Origin of the sequence: Terrabacter terrae, from assembly GCF_039529575.1 — a bacterium.
GTDB lineage: Bacteria > Actinomycetota > Actinomycetes > Actinomycetales > Dermatophilaceae > Terrabacter > Terrabacter terrae.
In genome coordinates this window covers 409,165-425,876 of the sequence record NZ_BAAANB010000001.1, presented here as the reverse complement: position 1 = coordinate 425,876, position 16,712 = coordinate 409,165, and the positions used below count along the sequence as shown (strand labels likewise).

At 72.0% G+C, this 16,712-nt stretch carries 16 protein-coding genes and 1 pseudogene; 8 read left to right on the top strand and 9 right to left on the bottom strand.

Annotation, left to right across the window (positions count from 1 at the left end; genetic code table 11):
* Positions 1-37: 37 nt before the first annotated feature.
* From ABD194_RS01960 to ABD194_RS01945, 4 genes are all read right to left on the bottom strand, one after another.
* Positions 38-1,198 (bottom strand): DNA polymerase III subunit delta', encoded by a 1,161-nt coding sequence (locus tag ABD194_RS01960; RefSeq protein WP_343986689.1) that lies wholly within the window; start codon positions 1,196-1,198, stop codon positions 38-40.
* Complete coding sequence (gene tmk, locus ABD194_RS01955) at positions 1,195-1,854, bottom strand: dTMP kinase (RefSeq protein WP_343986686.1); 660 nt, start codon at positions 1,852-1,854, stop codon at positions 1,195-1,197. Before tmk ends, ABD194_RS01960 begins: the two co-directional genes overlap by 4 nt.
* 57 nt (positions 1,855-1,911) lie before the next feature.
* The gene (locus ABD194_RS01950) at positions 1,912-2,946 is read right to left on the bottom strand and encodes an aspartate-semialdehyde dehydrogenase (protein WP_343986683.1); all 1,035 of its coding nucleotides are present in this window, start codon (positions 2,944-2,946) and stop codon (positions 1,912-1,914) included.
* Between the two features lie 72 nt (positions 2,947-3,018).
* On the bottom strand, positions 3,019-3,807 hold the full coding sequence (locus ABD194_RS01945) for a MerR family transcriptional regulator (protein ID WP_343986680.1): 789 nt from the start codon (positions 3,805-3,807) through the stop codon (positions 3,019-3,021).
* Between the two features lie 104 nt (positions 3,808-3,911).
* Between ABD194_RS01945 and ddaH the strand changes: the two genes are divergently transcribed.
* The 5 genes and pseudogenes from ddaH to ABD194_RS01920 all read left to right on the top strand — a co-directional run bounded on the left by ddaH (position 3,912) and on the right by ABD194_RS01920 (position 7,842).
* Complete coding sequence (gene ddaH / locus ABD194_RS01940) at positions 3,912-4,682, top strand: dimethylargininase (protein WP_343986677.1); 771 nt, start codon at positions 3,912-3,914, stop codon at positions 4,680-4,682.
* Positions 4,683-4,949: 267 nt separating this feature from the next.
* Positions 4,950-5,318 carry an MMPL family transporter gene (locus tag ABD194_RS01935; RefSeq protein WP_343988170.1) on the top strand — a complete coding sequence of 123 codons (369 nt, stop codon included), beginning with the start codon at positions 4,950-4,952 and terminating at the stop codon, positions 5,316-5,318.
* 20 nt (positions 5,319-5,338) lie between these two features.
* A pseudogene (locus ABD194_RS01930) lies at positions 5,339-5,824 on the top strand (MMPL family transporter); the annotation flags it as partial.
* Between the two features lie 98 nt (positions 5,825-5,922).
* Positions 5,923-6,162, top strand: coding sequence for an MMPL family transporter (locus tag ABD194_RS01925; protein ID WP_343986674.1), 240 nt, complete (start codon positions 5,923-5,925; stop codon positions 6,160-6,162).
* Between the two features lie 264 nt (positions 6,163-6,426).
* Positions 6,427-7,842: a glycoside hydrolase family 3 N-terminal domain-containing protein gene (locus ABD194_RS01920; RefSeq protein ID WP_343986671.1), complete on the top strand. Its 1,416-nt coding sequence runs from the start codon at positions 6,427-6,429 to the stop codon at positions 7,840-7,842.
* A gap of 41 nt (positions 7,843-7,883) precedes the next feature.
* On the opposite strand, the gene ABD194_RS01915 is transcribed toward ABD194_RS01920, so the two are convergent.
* Together ABD194_RS01915 and ABD194_RS01910 are read right to left on the bottom strand one after the other, a co-directional pair.
* Positions 7,884-8,489 carry a GNAT family N-acetyltransferase gene (locus ABD194_RS01915; RefSeq protein WP_343986668.1) on the bottom strand — a complete coding sequence of 202 codons (606 nt, stop codon included), beginning with the start codon at positions 8,487-8,489 and terminating at the stop codon, positions 7,884-7,886.
* Positions 8,480-9,865, bottom strand: coding sequence for a serine hydrolase domain-containing protein (locus ABD194_RS01910; protein ID WP_343986666.1), 1,386 nt, complete (start codon positions 9,863-9,865; stop codon positions 8,480-8,482). The genes ABD194_RS01915 and ABD194_RS01910 overlap by 10 nt, the downstream gene beginning before the upstream one ends.
* 176 nt (positions 9,866-10,041) lie before the next feature.
* Here ABD194_RS01910 and ABD194_RS01905 point away from each other — a divergent pair, with 176 nt between their 5' ends.
* Positions 10,042-12,264 (top strand): NADP-dependent isocitrate dehydrogenase, encoded by a 2,223-nt coding sequence (locus ABD194_RS01905; protein ID WP_343986663.1) that lies wholly within the window; start codon positions 10,042-10,044, stop codon positions 12,262-12,264.
* 188 nt (positions 12,265-12,452) lie between these two features.
* Here ABD194_RS01905 and ABD194_RS01900 read toward each other — a convergent pair whose 3' ends face one another.
* Positions 12,453-13,157, bottom strand: coding sequence for a FadR/GntR family transcriptional regulator (locus ABD194_RS01900; RefSeq protein ID WP_343986659.1), 705 nt, complete (start codon positions 13,155-13,157; stop codon positions 12,453-12,455).
* A 158-nt stretch (positions 13,158-13,315) separates the two neighbouring features.
* Between ABD194_RS01900 and ABD194_RS01895 the strand changes: the two genes are divergently transcribed.
* Both ABD194_RS01895 and ABD194_RS01890 read left to right on the top strand, forming a co-directional pair.
* Positions 13,316-13,846: a gluconokinase gene (locus ABD194_RS01895; protein ID WP_343986655.1), complete on the top strand. Its 531-nt coding sequence runs from the start codon at positions 13,316-13,318 to the stop codon at positions 13,844-13,846.
* Positions 13,843-15,237, top strand: coding sequence for a GntP family permease (locus tag ABD194_RS01890; protein ID WP_343986652.1), 1,395 nt, complete (start codon positions 13,843-13,845; stop codon positions 15,235-15,237). The genes ABD194_RS01895 and ABD194_RS01890 overlap by 4 nt, the downstream gene beginning before the upstream one ends.
* 167 nt (positions 15,238-15,404) lie before the next feature.
* Here the strand turns inward: ABD194_RS01890 and ABD194_RS01885 are convergent, their stop codons facing one another.
* Positions 15,405-16,199, bottom strand: a complete 795-nt coding sequence (locus tag ABD194_RS01885) for a PIG-L deacetylase family protein (RefSeq protein WP_343986648.1) — start codon at positions 16,197-16,199, stop codon at positions 15,405-15,407.
* A 12-nt stretch (positions 16,200-16,211) separates the two neighbouring features.
* Positions 16,212-16,676: a GNAT family N-acetyltransferase gene (locus tag ABD194_RS01880; RefSeq protein WP_343986645.1), complete on the bottom strand. Its 465-nt coding sequence runs from the start codon at positions 16,674-16,676 to the stop codon at positions 16,212-16,214.
* Positions 16,677-16,712 lie beyond the last annotated feature (36 nt).

Here is a 16,712-nt window from a genome sequence, read left to right as displayed (position 1 = left end):
GTCGGAGCAGGGTCGGCCCAAGGTTCGCTCGCCGGCGTCAGAGGCCGAGGTCGCGGGGCACCCGCAGCTGCAGCGCCATGGCCTCGAGCGCCAGCAGGGGCGGCACGTTGGCGTTGATGCGGTCGCGGGCCTCGTTGATCGCATCCATCGCGGCGAGGAGCTGCTCCGGCACGTAGACGCCGGCGAGGGCACGCACCTTGTCGACGGCGTCGGGGTTGACGAGGTCGACGTCGGAGCCGAGCCGCAGCACGAGGGCGTCGCGGTAGATCGACGTGAGGTCGACGAGGGCCCGGTCGACGACGTCTCGGGCGTAGCGGGTGGCCCGGGTCTTCTGCTCGCGCTCGAGCGCGGCGACCTGCGACCGGATGTGTGGCGGCTGGGTGCGCGCCGTCGGGTCGGCCCCGAGGGTCTCCATGAGCCGGGACCGCTCCGCCGCGTCGCGCTCCGCGCTGGAGGCCGACGACTCCTCGTCGGCGATCTGCGCGAGGTCCGCGGCCGCACCGATGGCGTCGCCGACGCCGAGGATCCTCGTCGCCATGGCGATGACGTCGCGGCGACGGATGCGGGCCTGCTCGTCGCGGGCCAGCCGGCGCGCCAGGCCGATGTGCGACTGGGCGGCGCGGGCGGAATACAGCGCCATCGCGGGGTCGACGCCGTCGCGGCGCTGGAGCAGGTCGGCGACGGCCTCGACCGGTGGCGTGCGCAGGCGGACGTGCCGCGAGCGGGAGCGGATGGTGACGATGACGTCCTCGAGGCTCGGCGCGCAGAGCATCCAGACGGTGCGCGGGGTCGGCTCCTCGAGGGCCTTGAGCAGCGCGTCGGCCGGGGCGTCGGTGTAGGCGGTGAGGCGGTCGGCGTCCTCGATGATGATGATGCGCCAGCGACCCACCGAAGGACGCAGGGCCGCCTCCTGGACCAGGGCACGGGCCTCGGCGACCTTGATGGAGAGACCCTCGGTGGCCACGACCTTGACGTCGGCGTGGCTGCCGTCGAGGGCGGTGCGGCACTCGCGGCACTGCCCGCAGCCGCCCTGGGGGCACTGCAGCGCCGCCGCGAACGCACGGGCTGCCGTGGAGCGACCGGAGCCGGGGGGGCCCGTGAAGAGCCACGCGTGCGTCATCGCCGACTCGTCGGACACCGCCCGCGACAGCGTCTCGATCGTGGGCTCCTGCCCGACGAGGTCGTCCCAGACGGTCATCGGCGGACGGACAGGACCCGGTCGACGCCGTCGAGGACCGCGGCGTGGACGCGTTCGACGGACTGGGCGGCGTCGAGGACGAGGTAGCGCTCCGGGTCGCCGGCAGCGAGCTCGAGGTAGCCGCGGCGCACGGCCGCGTGGAAGGCCTCCGCCTCGGACTCGAGCCGGTCGGGCGCGTCGCCGCGCCGCTCCCGGCCCACCTCGGGAGTCACGTCGAGGACGATGGTCAGGTCGGGCAGCAGGCCGCCGACGGCCCAGTGCTGCAGGGCCATGATCTCGTCGCGGCCGAGCGCACGGCCGGCGCCCTGGTAGGTGATCGAGCTGTCGACGTAGCGGTCGGTGATGACGACCTTGCCCTCGTCCAGCGCCGGCCTGATGAGCTGGTCGACGTGGTGGGCCTTGTCGGCGGCGAAGAGCAGCGCCTCGGCCCGGGGCGACACGTGGTCGCCGTGGAGCACGAGCGCGCGGATCTGCTCGCCGAGGGGTGTGCCGCCGGGCTGCCGGGTCACCACCACCTCACGGCCCTGCTGCTGCAGCACCTCTCGGAGCAGGCGCACCTGGGTGGTCTTGCCGGCACCGTCGCCGCCCTCGAAGCACACGAAGAGTCCCGGGGCGGTGCCGGCTCGATGGGTCGCTGCCGCGAGGTTCTCCGTCACGCCCCGAGCCTATGCGACCCCACCGTCAACGCCCGTTCGCACCGGCTTGGCCTCGCGTCAGCGGCGGGCGAGCAGCTTTTCGGCGACCTGGACGGCGTTGAGAGCCGCGCCCTTGCGCAGGTTGTCGCCGACGACGAAGAGCACGAGGCCCTTGCCCTCGGGGGCGGCCTGGTCGGCGCGGACGCGACCGACGAGGACCTCGTCACGGCCGGCGGCGTCGAGCGGGTTGGGCACGTCGGTGACGACGACGCCGGGCGCGTTCTTGAGCAGGTCGAGGGCCTCTTCCGGCGTGATGTCGCGCTCGAACTCGGCGTGGATGGCGAGGCTGTGGCCGGTGAAGACGGGCACGCGCACGCAGGTCCCCGAGACGCGCAGGTCGGGGATGTGCAGGATCTTGCGCGACTCGTTGCGCAGCTTCTGCTCCTCGTCCGTCTCGAGCGAGCCGTCGTCGACGACCGACCCCGCGAGGGGGACGACGTTGAAGGCGACCGGCACGGCATACACCGTCGGGTCGGGGACGGCCACCGCGCGCCCGTCGAGCGCCAGCCCGGCGGGGTCACCGGCGGCATACGCGCCGCGCAGCTGCCCGTCGAGCTCCTGGACGCCCTTGCCGCCCGAGCCGCTCACGGCCTGGTAGCTGCTGACGTGCAGGCGCACCAGCCCGGCCCGCTCGTGCAGCGGCTTCAGCACCGGCATCGCGGCCATCGTCGTGCAGTTGGGGTTGGCCACGATCCCCCTGGGGATCTCGCGCAGGTCGTCGGCGTTGACCTCGGAGACGACGAGCGGGACCTCCGGGTCCTTGCGCCACGCGCTCGAGTTGTCGATGACCGTCGCGCCCGCGGCGGCCACCTTGGGAGCCAGCACCTTCGAGGCGGCGCCGCCGTTGGAGAAGAGCGCGATGTCGATGCCGGAGAAGTCCGCGGTGGCCGAGTCCTCGACGACGACGTCCTCGCCCTTGAACGGCAGCGTCGTGCCGGCCGAGCGCGCGGACGCGAAGAAGCGGACCTGCGTCACCGGGAAGTCACGCTCCTCGAGAAGGGCGCGCATGACCCCGCCGACCTGACCGGTTGCACCGAAGACTCCGACTCGCATGGGCCCAAGGGTACGGCGAGGGCGGGGCCCCTCCCCCGCCGCGTTCACCAGTCGGTCAGGCTCGTCCTCCGCTCAGCCGCCGGCCGAGTGTCGGTCGGCGTTGGCGTGGATCGCGTCGTGGACGTATGCCGCCAGGCCGGGTGCGAGGTCGTCGTACGTCTTCGCGAACCGGGGGTCGGAGACGTACATGTCCGCCAGGCCCCGGTGGAAGTCGTGGCTGAGGTCGTAGAAGCGGTCCTGGATGTGCCTCCGGTGCCGCTCGGCGGCGTCCATGGCCACCTCGCTCGTCGCGGGCTGCCCGGAGGTGAGGCCCGCGACGAAGGCCGCGTTGACGGCATCCATCTCGGCCTTGACCTGCTCCCAGTCGGCCAACGCGTAGCCCTTCGTCCGCGAGGCCGACTGCTTCCACGCGTCGGTCTCGCCCCATCGCTCCTGGGCCTCCTGCTGGTACTCGTCCCGGAAGCCGTCCCCGAAGAGCTCCTTGAGGTCCTCGGGGGTGGCGGGCTGGTTGCTCATCTCTCTCTCCAGTGCTCGGTCGATGGCCACGACGAGCTCGTGCAGCTCGTCCAGCCGGGACATGACCGTCGCGCGCTGGCGCCGCAGGTGCTCGGCCGCGCCCTCCCCGCCGTCGAGCAGCGTCGCGATCTCGTCCAGCGGCAGCTCGAGCCGCCGGTAGACCACGACCTGCTGCAGCCGCTGGAGGTCCTCGTCGGTGTAGAGCCGGTAGCCCGCCCGCGAGCGCTCGCTCGGGACGAGCAGGCCGATCTCGTCGTAGTGGTGCAGGGTGCGCACCGTCACGCCGAAGAGGTCGGCGACCTGCCCCACCGTCCAGGTGGCCATCTGCTGCGTCCTTCCGGTCATGCACGGAGCGTCCCGCCTCACGTCGCGTGAGGGTCAAGCCCGTTGCGGCGCAGGGTGACACGGGCGTTGGTGGGCCCACCGTATGCCGCCCCTAGAGTGAGCGCGTGCACCGTCGCCTCGCGCTCGTCCGCCGCCCCTCCCCTCGACTCGCCGACGGGCTGGTGACGCACATCGAGCGGTCGGGTTCCGTCGACGCCGAGCTGGCGCTGCGGCAGTGGCAGGAGTACTGCGACGTGCTGCGCCGCCGCGACTGGGCCGTCGTCGAGGCGCCCCCGGTGGACGCCTGCCCGGACGGCGTCTTCATCGAGGACCAGGTGGTCGTGCACGGCGACGTCGCGGTGCTGTGCCGGTCGGGGGCTCCGGAGCGACGCGGCGAACGCACCGGCGTCCGGGAGGCCGTGGAGGCACACGGCTACCGCACGGTCGAGGTGCTGGAGCCGGGGACGCTCGACGGCGGAGACGTGCTCAAGCACGGGCACCACGTCTGGGTGGGCGTCGGCGGGCGGACCAACCTCGCCGGCGTGGAGCAGCTGCGCACGGCCCTGGAGGGTCATCGCGTCGAGGTCGTGCCGGTGCCCGTGTCGAAGGTGCTGCACCTGAAGTCCGCGGTCACGGCGCTGCCCGACGGCACCGTCCTGGGCCACCCGCCGCTCGTGGACGACCCGTCGGTGTGGCCGCAGTTCCTGGCCGTGCCCGAGGAGTCCGGCGCCCACGTCGTGCTGCTCGGCGGCATGGCGGTGCTGATGTCGGCGTCCGCCCCGCGCACGGCCCAGCTGCTCCGGTCGCGCGGCCACGACGTGGTGACCGTCGACATCTCCGAGTTCGAGAAGCTCGAGGGCTGCGTCACCTGCCTCTCGGTCCGCCTCCGCGGCTGAGCGCCCACGGGGGTTGACGGCCCTGGCGCGGTGGGCAGCACGCGTACTCGTCGCTCGTGGCGGTCGACGGCCGCCGGGACGGCACGACCGCGCCGGGGCCGGTGTCGAACACCGCCGTCCTGAGCGCCGCCGCGCCGAGCTACGCCCCTCCGACTCGCCACCTCGTCCAGGCGACGTGCCTGCTCGACCGGCCGGACGGCGACGCACCGGAGTCCGACGTGCGACGACACGTCTGCGAGATCTCCACGCGAGCCCGACTACGCCCTCCTGCTCATCTCCCGCTACCGCGACGAGCTGCGCAGCCACAGCGACCGCCGGGAGGCCATGTCGGTGGCACTGGGTCGCACGGCCGAGGCCGTGCTGTCCAGCGCCGTCACGGTCGTGATCGGCCTTCTGACGCTGCTGCTCTCCCTCTTCCCCGCCACCCGCGGGCTGGGACTCGCGTGCGCCGTCGGCGTCGTCGTCGCCGCGGCGTTCGTCCTGCTCGTCTGCCCGCCGCGCTCGTCATCTTCGACCGCTGGATCTTCTGGCCGCGCGTCCCTCGTGAGGGCGAGACCGCACTGGCCGACGGGCACAGCTTCTGGCGCCGGGTCGGCGACCGGGTCGCCGCGCACCCGAGGCGCATCATCAGCGTGACCCTGGTCGTGCTGGCGGTCATGGCTGCCGGCATCGCCGCGATCGACACGGGCCTCAAGTCGTCCGACCAGTTCCTCGAGAGCCCGAGGCCATCGCGGCGAGCGAGCGCCTGGCACGATCCTTCCCCGCCGGCAGCGCCGACCCGGCCGTCATCGTCACCACCGCGGACCCGGGCGCCGTCACCTCTGCCGTGGGGCAGGTTCCGGGCATCGCCGGAGCCCGCACGGTCAAGCAGTCCGGCGGGGTGGCAGAGGTCGACGCCGTTCTCGAGGCGGCCCCCGGGTCCGAGGAGGCGGCAGGCACGGTCCGCGCGCTGCGCACCGCCCTCACCGCCCTCCCCCCAGAGCCACGTCGCGGGCACCGAGGCGATCGCCCTCGACCAGGCCAAGGCGTCCGCGCGCGACCGTCTCGTCATCTTCCCGATCGTGCTCGCGCTCGTGCTGCTCGCCCTCGTCCTGCTCCTGCGGTCGGTCGTGGCACCACTCGTCCTCGTCGCCACCGTCGTCGCGACGTTCCTCGCGAGCGTCGGCGCCTCGTGGTGGATCTTCACGAAGGTCTTCGGCTTCTCGGCCCTCGACGACAGCGCCCCGCTCTCCCGCTCGTGGTGCTCGCGCAGGTCGGCGTCATCATCTGCGTGGGGGTGCTCCTCGACACGCTGGTGGTCCGGACCCTGCTCGTGCCGGCCATCGCCGTCGTGCTCGGCGACCGGTTCTGGTGGCCGCGCCGCCCCCATCCGACCCAGGACCCGGTCAAGGGGGCTGACGCGGCGACCAGGGGCCGCGCGCCCCTCGAACCGGTCGGCGCCCACAACGTTGGACAAACCATTGACACGCCGCACCGTTGATCGTTGAATCGCGTGTGACGGGCTCCTGACCAGCTGGCGCCACCCCTCCACGCCCGACCGACCCGCTCCTGTCGGCCGCGGCCACCGTGGGCCACACGCCGGACTCCCTTCCGGCGTGTGGCCCACACCCCAGTCGCCCACCCTGCGATCCGTCACCCGAACCGTGACCTGCCGGCCCTGCGAACCACGTCGGACGCGATCCCGGGCGACCTACACTGAAGCCACGTCGCCGCGCTGACCTCCTCGAATGGCAGGTGGACCGCCGTGCGCCCCCGCTTCTCGCTCGCCGTCGGATCAGTCGTCAGCGCCGTCGCCGCCCTGCTGACCATCTCCGCGGGCGTCAACGCCCCGACGGCCGTCGCCCTGACACCCGCGGAACAGGCTCTCGCCGCCTACAACCGCATGACGACGGCGCAGCGGATCGGCCAGCTCTTCATGGTCGGAGGCCCGGTGACCGGGCTGGGCTCCGCCACGACGAGCGCGATCAGCACCTACCACGTCGGCAACCTCGTCCTCACCGGGCGCACCACGGCCGGCGCGCCCCCCGTCCGCTACCTGGCCGGCGCGGCCGACAACCTGACGACCGCGACGGCGACCGCCGGCGTCCCGCTCTTCATCGCCACCGACCAGGAGGGCGGCTACGTCCAGGTGCTCCAGGGCTCGGGGTTCTCTCGCATGCCGACCGCCCTGACCCAGGGAACCTGGGCCGACACGACGCTCACGGCATACGCCAGGGCGTGGGGCATCCAGGTGATGCGGTCCGGGGTGGACGTCGACCTCGCTCCCGTGATGGACACCGTCTCGCAGGCCTTCGCCCCCTACAACAAGCCGATCGGCTACTACCAACGGGAGTACGGCTACACACAGACGGTGGTCGCCGACAAGGGCACGACGTTCCTGCGCGGGATGCAGGCGTACGGCCTGGCGATGACGGCCAAGCACTTCCCCGGTCTCGGACGGGTTGCCGGCAACACGGACACGACCGCCGGGGTGACCGACACGGTGACAACCCGCACGTCGGCCGACATCACGCCCTTCCGGGCAGCCATCGCCGCCGGCGCCCACCTGCTCATGGTCTCCTCCGCCTACTACTCGCGCATCGACCCCTACCACCCGGCCGTCTTCTCCAGCACCGTGATCCGGGGGATGATCCGCGGCGACCTCGGGTTCACCGGCATCGTCGTGAGCGACGACATCGGCAACGCCAGGCAGGTGGCCGCCTGGTCGCCGGGCACGCGGGCCGTGAACTTCATCAGTGCAGGCGGCGACATGGTCCTGACGGTCAACCCGTACCTCATCCCCGCCATGGTGAGCGCGGTGACGTCACGCGCCGCCACGGACAGCGTCTTCCGCAGCTGGGTGCAGGCCGCGGTGATGCGCGTGCTCACCGTCAAGGCCGCGTACGGGCTGCTCGCACCCCGCCTGCCGGTCACGGGCTACTTCGGCCCGCTGACCACGGCGGCCCTGCAGCGCTGGCTCGGGATCGCGCAGACCGGGGCCTTCGACACGACGACGATCCGCGCCCTGCAGGCCCGCATCGGGACATCGGTCGACGGCATCTGGGGGTCGCGGTCGATCGCCGCCCTGCAGACCTACCTGTGGCTCTACCACGACGGGGCCACCACCTGGAACGTGCACACCGCCGCGGGCCTGCAGCGCTACCTCAACACCCAGCTCTGACCCGCCACAGACGGGCAGGGGCCGGGTCGATGGCGCCGAGATCAGGGGCGCCACTCCTCGCGCAGCAGCGCCCACGTGTTGTCGTCGAGCCACGTGCCGTCCTTGCCCAGCGACTTCGCCAGGACGGTCGACTCGTGGCGCATGCCGATCCGCCGCAGCACGCGGTTGGAGGCCACGTTGTCGGCGTACGCGTCGGCGGTGATCCGCCGCAGCCCCAGGTCGCGGAACCCCATGGCGAGCAGCTCGGTGGCGGCCTCCGCCGCATAGCCGCGCCCGTGCCGGTCCGGGTGCAGGGCGTAGCCGATCGTGCCCTCCCACTCGTCGCTCGGGGTGCGCGTGATGCTGTGGCTGGGCTCGAGGCGCAGCATGACGTCGCCGACGACGCGCCCGGTCCGCCGCTCCACCACGGCCAGCTCGAGCCTCGGCTCGGCCACCTCCGGCCGCCCTCGCTCGATGTGCGCCGCGATCCGGTCGCGCACCTCGTCGCGGCTCAGCACGTCGTGGCTGAGGTGGACGACGACCTCGGGGAGGCGCCGGAAGGCCCAGATGGCGTCGACGTCGTCGAGGGTGAGGGGTCGCAGCTCCAGGCGGTCCGTCGTGCGGGGCCAGGTGAGCCGGGCCAGGTCGGGGCGAGGCACTAGCGCCACCCTCCGTCGTCCACTCCGCCGGGCACGTCCGCCGCGGGGTCGTAGGGGGTGCGCGTGAAGCGGAAGGATGCGAGGTCGAGATGCGTAGGTATGCCGTCCGCCGCCCTGAGCACGCGCAGCGGCTCACCCGTGTGGTAGCCGTCCAGCCCGACCCACTCGTCGGCGCCCACCCGGGCGAAGCGTGAGCCGCGCGCCCTGCCCGGCTCGCCGAGGACGAGGTGCTCGCCGACGACTCTCGCCGTGGAGACGGACGGACCCCAGTGCCAGGTCCCGACGAGGTCGAGCACGGTCGGGTCGCCGGAGGCGTGCCAGGGCTCGGGGGGCAGCGGCTCTCGCTCGACGAACGCCTTCAGCAGCTCGGGTGCCACCGGGCCCAGGCCGGTCGTGGAGTTGGTGAGGACGACCACGCCGTCGCCGCTCTCGACGTCGACCCGCAGCCCGGCGAGGAAGCCCGGCATCGAGCCGCCGTGGCCGGCACACCTGGTGCCGTCGACGTTCCAGAGCTGCCAGCCGAGCCCGTGCGCGGCCGTCCACGGCTGGCCGGGGTCGTCGACGAGGGTGTGGGGCTCGTACATCTCGGCGAGGGTGTCGCCCGAGAGCACGCCGCCCGTGTCGCCGCCGGCGAAGGCGGCCCATCGGGCCAGGTCCCCGACCGTCGTCCACAGCTGCCCCGCGGGGGCCATCGCACCGGCGTCGTGCTCCGGCTCGGCCAGCAGGACGTCGGCGAAGGGGTGGACCGCCAGGCCCTGCGCGGCCTTGCCGTCGGGACGGGTGGTCGTGCGGGTCATCCCGAGCGGAGCGAGCAGGTCGCGGCGCACGACGTCGAACCAGTCGGTGCCGTAGGCCCTGGCCACCAGCTCGCCGAGCGCCGCGAACCCGACGTTCGTGTAGTGGAAGCGGCGGCCCGCACGGAAGCGCTGTCCGACGGGCGAGGCCACCAGCGCGTCCCAGTCACCCCCGGGTGTGCGCTCCCACCAGGGCCCGTTCGTCTCGGCCTGCACTCCGCCGCCGTGGGAGAGCAGCTGCGCGATCGTGGCGCCGCCGAGCCTCGAACCGGGCACGTGGTCCTCGAAGCGGTCGGAGAGGTCGAGCCGGCCGGCGTCGCGCAGCCGCAGCACCGCGACGGCGACGAACGTCTTCGTGATGGAGCCCATCCGGTACTGCGTGTTCGTGTCGGCTGCCACGCCGTCCGCCCGGCCGTCCAGCGTGCCGATGGCGTCGGACCAGGCCAGCGCCCCCCGGCGCACGATTCCCGCCGCGACCGACGGCAGCCGGCCCCGCACCTGCTCGGTGGCCAGCAGGTGGTGCAGGTGGCGTGCGGTGCCGGGATCGAGGGGGGTATGCGTGCCGGTGTCCGTGCCGAGGTCGCTGCTCACCCGCGTCAGCCTAGGGAGGGCGGCCCGTGGCGTGGTGGAGCGACCCCCGGCAGGATGGGACGGCGGCCCCCGCACCTCCCACGGCCGCCGCGGATCAGATATCTTGACATCAAGATTTATTCGGGACCCGCCTCTCGGATCTCGGCACGACCAGCAACCCGAACGGAGCACCCGCGTTGGACTCGCGAATCATCTACACGCACACGGACGAGGCGCCCGCCCTGGCCACGGCCTCGCTGCTGCCGATCGTCTCGGCGTTCGCCAAGCAGGCCGGCGTCGAGGTCGAGACGCGTGACATCTCGCTCTCGGGCCGCATCATCGCCAGCTTCCCCGACGCCCTGAAGCCGGAGCAGCGCATCGGCGACGCCCTGGCGGAGCTCGGCGCCCTGGCCAAGACGCCCGAGGCCAACATCATCAAGCTGCCCAACATCTCGGCCTCGATCCCGCAGCTCAAGGCCGCGATCGCCGAGCTGCAGGCGGCCGGCTACGCGCTGCCCGACTACCCCGACAACCCGTCCACCGACGAGGAGAAGGCGGTGCGGGCGGCCTACGACAAGGTCAAGGGCTCCGCGGTGAACCCCGTTCTGCGCGAGGGCAACTCCGACCGTCGCGCTCCTGCGTCGGTCAAGAGCTACGCGCGCAAGCACCCGCACTCGATGGGTGCCTGGAGCGCCGACTCGAAGACGAACGTCGCCACCATGGGTGAGCACGACTTTCGCCACAACGAGAAGTCCGTCGTCATCCCGGCCGGCGACACCCTGCGCGTCGAGCTCGTCGGCCACGACGGGTCCACGACGGTGCTCAAGGAGTCCATCCCGGTCCTGGCCGGCGAGGTCGTGGACGCGACCTTCATGGACGTCGCGAAGCTGCGCGACTTCCTCTCCGAGCAGGTGAAGCGCGCCAAGGAGGAGGGCGTCCTCTTCTCCGTGCACCTCAAGGCCACGATGATGAAGGTCTCCGACCCGATCATCTTCGGGCACGTCGTGCGCGCCTTCTTCCCCGACGTCTTCGAGACGTATGCCGGCGCGCTGGCCTCCGTGGGCGCCTCCCCCAACGACGGGCTCGGCGCCGTGCTCAAGGCCGTCGAGGGCCTGCCGGCCGACGAGCGCGCCGAGGTCGAGGCCGCCGTCGCCAAGGGCTTCGAGCAGGGCCCCGCCATCGCGATGGTCAACTCCGACAAGGGCATCACCAACCTCCACGTCCCGAGCGACGTCATCGTCGACGCCTCCATGCCGGCGATGATCCGCACGTCCGGGCACATGTGGAACCGTGACGGCGAGGAGCAAGACACGCTGGCCGTGCTGCCCGACAGCTCGTATGCCGGCATCTACCAGGTCGTCCTCGACGACTGCCGCGCCAACGGCGCCTACGACCCCGCCACGATGGGCTCGGTCTCCAACGTGGGCCTCATGGCGCAGGCCGCGGAGGAGTACGGCAGCCACGACAAGACCTTCGAGATCCCGGCCGACGGCACCGTGCGCGTCGTCGACGGCTCGGGCAACACGGTCCTCGAGCACGAGGTCTCGGCCGGCGACATCTGGCGCGCCTGCCAGACCAAGGACATCCCGATCCGCGACTGGGTCAAGCTGGCCGTGACGCGCGCCCGCGCCACCGGCTCGCCGGCCATCTTCTGGCTCGACGAGGACCGCGCCCACGACGCGAACCTCATCGCCAAGGTCAAGGAGTACCTCACCGAGCACGACACCGACGGTCTGACGATCGAGATCATGAAGCCGACCGACGCGATCGCCTACTCCCTCGGGCGGATTCGCAAGGGCGAGGACACGATCTCGGTCACCGGCAACGTGCTGCGGGACTACCTGACCGACCTCTTCCCGATCCTCGAGCTCGGCACGTCGGCGAAGATGCTCTCGGTCGTGCCGCTCATCAACGGCGGTGGCCTCTTCGAGACCGGCGCCGGCGGCTCGGCCCCCAAGCACGTGCAGCAGCTCGTGCAGGAGAACTACCTGCGCTGGGACAGCCTCGGCGAGTTCCTCGCCCTCGCAGTCAGCTTCGAGCACCTGGCGGACGTCACGGGCAACGCGCAGGCCAAGGTCCTCGGCGAGGCCCTCGACCGCGCGACCGGCACACTCCTCGACGAGAACAAGGGCCCCGCCCGCCGGGTCGGCCAGATCGACAACCGCGGCAGCCACGTGTGGCTCGCGCTCTACTGGGCCCAGGAGCTGGCCAAGCAGACCGAGGACGCCGGGCTCGCCGAGACGTTCGCCCCGGTCGCCGAGGCGCTCGGTGACAACATCGGCACGATCTCCCAGGAGCTCGTCGACGCCCAGGGCCAGCCGGTCGACATCGGCGGCTACTACCGCCCCGACGCCGACAAGGTCGCCTCCGTGATGCGCCCGTCGAAGACCTTCAACGAGATCGTCGACGCCCTCGCCTGAGGTTCGCTCCAGCTCGAAGTGCCCACTCGACCTCCCGGGTCGAGTGGGCACTTTCATCCGCTTCTCCACCGTCGAGAGGATCGGGGCCCGGAACCGCGCCATGGCGCAGTTCTCGTACGCCGGCGGCCACGCCGGGCGGGCACGTCGACCGCCCAGGGTCGGGACGGCATACGGACGCTGGCTCGGCGTCAGGCGTCGACGTCGCGGAGCGCTTCGGTGGCCTCCGCGATGATGGCGTGCATCGCCGCGGCCGCAGCGGCAGCGTCGCCGGACTGGACCGCCTCGGCGACGTCGCCGTGGAGGCGCACGGCCACCGGGTTCGGCGTGGCCGGCATGAGGTCATGGTGGGTGCGACCCGCGAGCACCTCCCCGACCACGTCGGACAGGGCCGCCAGCATCTCGTTGCCGGACGCCGCGAGCAGGGTCGCGTGGAAGAGCTGGTCCGCCTCGAGGTAGGCCTCGAGATCACCTGACTTGGCGTGCACGGCCATCTGCATGACCGCGCCCATCAGGGCCCCGCACTGGTCAGGGGACGCATGGGCGGCGGCGAGCTCGGCCGCGACCGGCTCGATGCCGCGGCGCACGTCGCCGAGGGAGAGCAGCTGCTGCTCGCGCCCGGGACCATCGAGCCGCCAGCGGATGACGCGCGGGTCGAAGACGTTCCACGTGGCGCTCGGCAGGACCCGGACCCCCAGGCGCTTGCGGGCCTCGACCAGGCGCATGGAGTCGAGCACCCGGATCGCCTCGCGCACGACCGACCGGGAGACCCCGTAGCGCTCGTCGAGCTGGTCGATGCGCAGCACCGTGCCCGGGGCGAGCTCGCCCGCGACGATCTGACGCCCGAGGTCGTCGAGGACGCTCGCATGGAGCGCAGGGCGGCGGTCGGTCGGCACGAGGCCAGCCTGACACACGACTGCTCTGCACCCAGTCGACGGTCATTAAATCCGGTTTATTTGTCCATGGGGGTTGATAAGACGCTCTTGTTGCTGCACCCTAGGGCGAGCGTCTCGACGAAGAGGTCGTTCGAGCCGGACGAAGGAGTCACGGAAACATGCAGCACCACCCGCCCCCGTTGGTTGTCGTCATGGGGGTGTCCGGCTCGGGCAAGACCACCATCGGCGCGGCCCTCGCGCAGCGTCTGCGCGTCCCGTTCGCGGACGCCGACGACTTCCATCCCCGGGCCAACGTCGACAAGATGTCGGCCGGCATCCCCCTGACCGACGATGACCGCGAACCCTGGCTCGCCACGATCGCCACGTGGCTCGGTGAGCACGCGGCGAGCGGCGGGGTGGCGAGCTGCTCGGCGCTCAAGCGCTCCTACCGCGAGATCCTCGCCACGGCGGCACCCCAGCTCTTCTTCGTGCACCTGCACGGTGATCCCGAGGTCATCGCCGCACGGGTTGCGGGGCGTCCCGGCCACTTCATGCCGGCCGCTCTCGTGGAGTCGCAGTTCGCCACGCTCGAGCGCCTCGAGCCCGGCGAACGCGGAGCCGTCCTCGACGTCGACCAGCCCGTCGACGACCTCGTCACCCAGTCCCTCACCCTCCTCGACTCTCGCGACCCGGAAGCGATCCGCCCATGACCACCGACCTGCTCTCCCTGCTGCCCACCTCGGCACTGGCTGCCGACAAGCTCCCCGACATCCCGGCCGGGCGCCTCGTGCCCGCAGCCCTGCTCGGCATCGCCGTGCTCGTCGTCCTCATCGTGCGGTTCAAGCTGCACCCGTTCCTCTCGCTCACGCTGGGGGCGCTCACCGTCGGCGCCGTCGCCGGCGTGCCGATGGCCGACGTGCTCGACAGCTACACCAAGGGCTTCGGGAGCACCGCCGCGAGCGTCGGCATCCTCATCGCCCTGGGCGCGATGTTCGGCAAGCTGCTCGCCGACTCGGGCGGCGCCGACGAGATCGTCGACACGATCATCGGCCGCAGCGGCACGCGTTCGCTGCCCTGGGCGATGGCCGCGGTCGGCGCCATCATCGGGCTGCCGATGTTCTTCGAGATCGGCCTCGTCCTGCTCATGCCGGTCATCTTCCTCGTCGCCCGCCGCTCGCAGCAGTCGGTGATCCGCGTGGGCATCCCGGCGCTCGCCGGCCTCTCGGCGATGCACGGCCTCGTGCCGCCGCACCCCGGCCCGCTCGTGGCCATCGACGCCCTCAAGGCCAACCTCGGCGTCACGCTCGGCTTCGGCATCCTCGTCGCCATCCCCACGATCGCCCTCGCCGGGCCGTGGTTCGCACGGTTCGCCGCCCGCTGGGTCGACGTCCCCGCACCCGACCTGTTCGAGGCGCGGGAGTCCGACAACGGCCCCCGCCCGTCGTTCGGCATCACCATGCTCACCGTCCTGACGCCCGTCGTCCTGATGATGGGCAAGGCCCTGGCCGACATCCTCGCCGGCAAGGGCACCGCCGCCCGCACCGTGCTCGACTTCCTCGGCACGCCGCTCATCGCCCTGCTCATCGCCGTCATCCTCGCGATGTTCACCCTGGGGCGTGGCGCGGGCATGGGCGTCAAGCGGATCAGCTCCTCGCTCGAGTCCTCGCTCGGGCCGATCGCCGGCATCATCCTCATCGTCGCGGCCGGCGGCGGCTTCAAGCAGACCCTCGTCGACACCGGCATCGGCCAGCTCGTCGCCGACTGGATCTCCGGCAGCGGCCTGTCCGTGCTGCTGCTCGCCTGGCTCGTCGCGGTGCTGATCCGGCTCGCGACCGGCTCGGCCACGGTGGCCACGGTCACCGCCTCGGGTATCCTGGCGCCGCTCGCGGCGGGCATGTCCACGAACGAGGTCTCGCTCATGGTCCTGGCCATCGGCGCCGGCTCCGTCTTCTTCTCGCACGTCAACGACGCCGGCTTCTGGCTCGTCAAGGAGTTCTTCGGCCTCAAGGTCGGCCAGACGATCAAGTCGTGGTCGCTCATGGAGACGGTGCTCTCGGTCACCGGTCTCGTCTTCGTGCTGCTGCTCAACCTCGTCGTCTAGCCGACGGCAGCGCACGCGCCGTCGAAAGGCCACCTTTCGCGGGTGTGCAGGACTCGAGAGGCCGGTTCTCGTCACGAGGACCGGCCTCTCGACGTGTGAGGAGGGCCCGGGACGTGGCCTCTCGATGTGTGAAGGGGGTACTGACGTCGTTCTCAGGCGCCGCAGCCTCACTCCACGTCGAGGAACCAGCCCGTCACCATCCCGGCAGGACGAGCAGGCTCGATGTAGTGCTCCCACGAGAACGCGACGGCGAACATGTCCATCGGCATCTGGAGCATGCCCTGCGCGTCCGACTGGCTCGCGTGGGCCTTGAGCGCCGATCGCTTGACCTCGAGGAACTCGCTGACGTCGCACGCCCAGTGCAGCTCGCTCTCGAGGCTGCCGAGCGGGTTGCCGTCGTCCATCGGGACGGTCGGGTCCCACTCGCCCACGTCGAGGCCGGCCGCGAGCGCCGCCTGGTGCGAGCGGATCATGGCGTCGCGGTTCATCGACCCCTCGAGGTAGCGGGGCGTCCCGGCGAGCTGCGCCGCGCGTTCGGTCACGGCATGCACCTTGACGTGGTCGGGGTGGCCGTAGCCGCCGTGCCAGTCGTAGCCGACGACGACGTCGGCCTGCTCCTCGCGCAGGATGGCCGCCAGGCGCTGCGCCGCCTCCTCGGTGTCGGCCCTGGCGAAGCTCGCCTCGTGGTCGTTCTGCGCCCAGCCCGTCATGCCCGAGTCGGCGTAGCCGAGGAACTCGACCCGGTGGGTCCCGATGAGCGCGTTGGACGCGGCCGCCTCGGCGCGGCGCCGGTCGACGACGGTCTCGCCCTCGGCCAGGTCGTCGGGCGCATCGCCGTGGTCGCCGTTGGTGGCGACGACGAGGACGACCCGGTGGCCCTCACTGACGGCCCGGGCCATGGAGCCGGCCGACTGGGAGGCCTCGTCGTCGGGGTGGGCGTGCACGAAGACCAGCGTTGACATGGCCCCAGCCTCTCACCGCCCGCTGACGTCCGTGGACACGTCGTCGACAGCCAGGGTGTAGACGACGTAGCCCTCGAAGGTCGCCAGCTCGTCGTAGAGCCGTCTGGCCACCGCGTTCGACTCGTGCGTCTGCCAGTAGACGCTGCCGCAGCCCTTCTCCCGGGCCCAGTCGCGCACCGCGCAGACGAGCGCGCTCGCGACACCCCGACCACGCACGTCCGGGTCGGTGAAGAGGTCCTCGAGGTAGCACAGGTCCGGCTCGCTGGAGCTCGGGTGGACGAGGAAGTGCGCGATCCCGACGAGCCGACCGTCGAGCCAGGCGCAGCGCCCGTGCAGCCTTGCGCCGGAGGTGATCTCACGCCACGCGCGGTCGTATGCCGTGTCGTCGAGGGAGCGCCCGTAGAACCGGATGTACGCCCGGAAGAGCTCTTCCCAGCGGTCCCGGTCTCCGGGCTCGAGCGGTCGGATCTCGATCACGAGCCGACGCTAGCGCGACGGTGGCGCATGCCGGGG

Excerpts from the sequence above, each read along its gene's own strand:
- ABD194_RS01950 (WP_343986683.1), bottom strand. The coding sequence starts at position 2,946 with ATGCGAGTCGGAGTCTTCGGTGCAACCGGTCAGGTCGGCGGGGTCATG.
- ABD194_RS01945 (WP_343986680.1), bottom strand. The coding sequence starts at position 3,807 with ATGACCGGAAGGACGCAGCAGATGGCCACCTGGACGGTGGGGCAGGTC.
- ABD194_RS01960 (WP_343986689.1), bottom strand. The coding sequence starts at position 1,198 with ATGACCGTCTGGGACGACCTCGTCGGGCAGGAGCCCACGATCGAGACG.
- ABD194_RS01890 (WP_343986652.1), top strand. The coding sequence starts at position 13,843 with ATGACCACCGACCTGCTCTCCCTGCTGCCCACCTCGGCACTGGCTGCC.
- ABD194_RS01885 (WP_343986648.1), bottom strand. The coding sequence starts at position 16,199 with ATGTCAACGCTGGTCTTCGTGCACGCCCACCCCGACGACGAGGCCTCC.
- ABD194_RS01895 (WP_343986655.1), top strand. The coding sequence starts at position 13,316 with ATGCAGCACCACCCGCCCCCGTTGGTTGTCGTCATGGGGGTGTCCGGC.